Genomic DNA, 2,712 nt, shown 5'->3' with positions numbered 1-2,712 from the left:
AGCAACGCCTTCGTCGCGACGAAGACGTTGCAATCACCGGCTGCCTCCATCGGCCGGAGCGAGGACACCTTTTATTGGTCGGCAGAGGCGCTTGTTTGAAACCCACAGCCGCTTCCGGATAGGCGATCAGATACATTCGGGGAGTTTCGCCGCCATCATGTCCCGCCGATCCAACTTGATGCCGTCGGCAATGAAACTGCCGTCGCCGACCGCATGCAAGGTGCGGCGCTCCGCGCGTTCGTCGTCGAGGTAAGCGGCCAGTCCTTCCAGCACGACGATATTATGGCGTTCGACAATATCGATGACCCGGCATTCGATGTTCGCCAAGCATTCCCGGACCAGCGGTGCCGCGACGTGCGCGCCGCGCAGCGCGGTCAAACCGAATTTGGCGAATTTGTCGGTATCGGCGCCGGAGCAAGTGCCTACGCCGACCACCTTGTCGAGCAAATCCAGCGTCGGAATCGCAATCGCGCATTCCTTGGTTTCGCACAGCGTCTGATAGGACTGGTTCCACGGCCCGGTCGCGATCGCGAATTTGGGCGAGAAGTCCAGCACCATGGTCCAGGAAATCGTCATCAGGTTATCGCGCCGGCCGTCGTGGGTCGTCACCCACACCACCGGGCCGGGTTCGATTAGCGTGAAGGCCTTGTTGAGGGGCAGGGTTTTCATCCGGCTAGGCTCCGAAGGTGGGGCATCGAGTGAATCGCCATCGTAGCGTAAGAACTAGGATACGCATTGCGTACCCTAGTTGGTTTATTCAGACAACAACTTCCGATATTCTTCCAGCGGCTTTTGTTCTAAAACAAAGGTTGCGCTTTTTTCGTCCTGATCTTTCAGTCTGGTTTTATAAGGGAAAGTCACTCGAATGGCTTGCGGAAAAGCGGGTATGGAATGAAATGTTACTTCCCGATCAGTGAGTTCCGATGGTATGGGTTGACCAGTTACCTGAAGCATATCACCGAAAAAACGCGAATAAGTCATGCCGCCATTCTGTTTTTTCCAACCTGGAACTCGACGATTATTGACCCAGCGTATCCATTGATCGTTGAATTTAAGTTCGATATCGCAAAAAGGATCGAAACCTTTGTGCGCCGGCTTCGTTGAGTCATAGCTGGGAGGCACGAATATTGGATTTGCGCCTTTGTTCGAGACTTCAAACGAGTAAACAATCAATTTGTCGTTTGGGTAATATTTCATATTGATGACAACGCCAATTTCGCCATTGTCGATCTCGTTGATTTCATAAAGATAGACGTCGGCATTCGCGGTATATAGAGAACAAAAAAATAGCGTAATCGCTAGTGAGTATTGAGGTGCGCGCATAATTTTTTCCCAAAAAGACGTTGGGTACACGTTGCGTACCGGGATGAACTGCCGCGAAACCGAAATTTGCGCGGGGCGTATCCTTGGCTGCCATGCTACGCGAATCGGTTGAGCAACGTTGCAACCTCGGCGGGTTTTCTCCCCTGGTGCCGCGCCGAGCACCGGAAGGTTTGAGCGGGAGTTGCCCTCTAAACCCTCAGGCGCGCAGGACACAAGCGGCATGGGGTGTCGTTTCTTTTGGATACTTTTCTTTGGACAAGCAAAGAAAAGTATCGCGGTTGCCGGTCCGCGAACCGGCGATAAATTAGGCTTCGCGACAGCGAAACAATTAGTCCGAGCTTAAATTCCGCGTGGGCACAAAAACCGTGCCCACCCTACGCGGCTTCATTCGTTCCCACGCTCCGCGTGGGAATGCAGTAGCGGACGCTCCAGCGTCCCAAACCGCACTGCTGGAGCGGTGCGGGATACGTTCCCACGCTGGAGCGTGGGAACGATGGTCAACCGCGACGGGTTTTGTCCCCTGATGCGGCGCCGAGCACCGGAGGGTTTGAGCGGAAGTTGCCCGACAGGGGCGCGGCAGGGATGCCGCGCGTTTTCGGAGGGCTAGGACAGCCCTTCCGAAAACCCCGCTCGAACCCGTAGGCGCGCAGGATCCAAGCGGCATGGGGTGGCCTTTTCTTAGGTTTCTTTCTTTTGGCCAAGCAAAAGAAAGAAACTCGGCCGTCGGGCCGAAACCCGACATTTAATTAGCCTTCGCGGCAGCGAAACGATTGAAACAAAAGTGTTTAAAGACGAGCGGGCGCCCATCTTCGCTATCGATGCGCTTCACGTTGTTCAGCACATCCTATGGGTATTTATCATTGTTCAAAGGTCATCATCAAAAATGAGTTTATCTATTTTCTTTGAATATTGATGGGCTAGCGTTGAGGTTTGTTGGTTAGACTTAGAGTATGAAGAGGCAATCCTGGTTGAAATAATATCTCTTAACTTGTTTCTATTTTTTGCGTTCATTTCTAGGTAGCTAGAATGCATGTAATAGTATATTGATTTAAAATAAAGCGTATATCCGGAAAGGGATGATATGCTGGAATGTTTTAGAGATAATTCAAGTTCTTTTGGCCAGTCACTAATATTGGTGTCAATGGCTAATATAATCGAGCTGGTTTTTTGAAAGGAGTCTTTTGGATTGTTTTTAATTGAATTTCTTATAAACTGCTCCAGCTTAGGTGTGCTGAGATATTCTTTGATGGCGCTAACAAAAAGCACTGAAACTAAAAGGGTTGAATAATTTTTGATTCGATCGATTGTTGTTTTATTTGTGTTGTGTGCCCAATCCTCTCAACTTAAGCCAATTAACCAATAAATTCATTGGGTTAAAGTGTATTGCGT

3 protein-coding genes are annotated in these 2,712 nt (G+C 50.3%); all 3 read right to left on the bottom strand.

Translation table 11 applies throughout. The features are described from left to right. Window positions 1-126 precede the first annotated feature (126 nt). The gene (locus AC3B8H_RS20140; protein ID WP_488443305.1) at window positions 127-669 is read right to left on the bottom strand and encodes a flavin reductase family protein; all 543 of its coding nucleotides are present in this window, start codon (window positions 667-669) and stop codon (window positions 127-129) included. Window positions 670-753: 84 nt separating this feature from the next. Next, a complete protein-coding gene (locus AC3B8H_RS20135; RefSeq protein ID WP_488443304.1) occupies window positions 754-1,545 on the bottom strand; it encodes a hypothetical protein in 792 nt (263 codons plus the stop codon). A 642-nt stretch (window positions 1,546-2,187) separates the two neighbouring features. Next, window positions 2,188-2,589, bottom strand: coding sequence for a hypothetical protein (locus AC3B8H_RS20130; protein WP_488443303.1), 402 nt, complete (start codon window positions 2,587-2,589; stop codon window positions 2,188-2,190). Between the last annotated feature and the right edge of the window lie 123 nt (window positions 2,590-2,712).

The sequence above is a fragment of the Methylomonas sp. BG-2 genome (assembly GCF_057766305.1).
The sequence above is the reverse complement of the archived record's forward strand: the minus strand, read 5'-3'. Positions and strand labels throughout refer to the sequence as shown.

Bases quoted from the DNA above. Each gene is read 5' to 3' on its own strand.
- AC3B8H_RS20140 (WP_488443305.1), bottom strand. From the start codon at position 669: ATGAAAACCCTGCCCCTCAACAAGGCCTTCACGCTAATCGAACCCGGC.
- AC3B8H_RS20135 (WP_488443304.1), bottom strand. From the start codon at position 1,545: ATGCCGCTTGTGTCCTGCGCGCCTGAGGGTTTAGAGGGCAACTCCCGC.